Raw genomic sequence first — 616 nt, 5'->3', positions numbered from 1 at the left:
CAGCGTTACGAGTTCCGACACCCTCAGTCCGCCAGCATAGGTAAGATGCAGCATCGCGCGATCACGGGTGCCGAGGCGTGTCCGGGGATCGGGTGTATCGAGCAAAGCCTTGATCTCGGCCCGGTCGAGGTAATCGATCAGCGCCTTGTCTGTCTTCTTGGTCGGGATTGCTCTGACACGGAGTGCCTGATCGAGGCAGGCTGGAATCCGGTACTCGATGTATCGGAAGAAGGATCGGATCGCGGCGAGCCTGCCATTGCGGGTCCGCACGCAGCTGCCGCGGCCGATCTCCACATGATCGAGGAAGGCCATGATCATGTCTGTGCCGAGATCCTCAACCTCGAGATCGGTCGGTCGGCGCTTCAGCCGATCGGCAGCGAACTGGACGAGGAGGACGAAGCAGTTGGCATAGGTCTTCACCGTGTGCGGGCTGACGGCGCGTTCGCGCGGCAGATGTTCCCGCAGATATGCCGAGAGATGGGGAGCAAGCGCCGTCATGCCGCTTCTCCTTGAAAAAGTTGCTCGCTTGCAGCCGCAATGTCGCGCAGCAGCACTGGCGTGGCTTCGAGATACCAGTACGTGTTGGCGATCGACGCGTGCCCCAGGTAGACACTGA

The 616-nt window shown here is 61.2% G+C and carries 1 protein-coding gene; it reads right to left on the bottom strand.

What is annotated here, in order from left to right:
• A partial coding sequence (locus AACY08_RS27995) for a tyrosine-type recombinase/integrase (protein ID WP_339472345.1) occupies positions 1–498 on the bottom strand: 498 nt, incomplete at its 3' end.
• Positions 499–616: the final 118 nt, after the last annotated feature.

The sequence above is a fragment of the Pseudomonas sp. EL_65y_Pfl1_R83 genome, from assembly GCF_963970695.1.
Lineage (GTDB): Bacteria > Pseudomonadota > Gammaproteobacteria > Pseudomonadales > Pseudomonadaceae > Aquipseudomonas > Aquipseudomonas tritici.
Note: the sequence above shows the minus strand (reverse complement) of the source record. Positions and strands in the feature narration are given on the sequence as shown.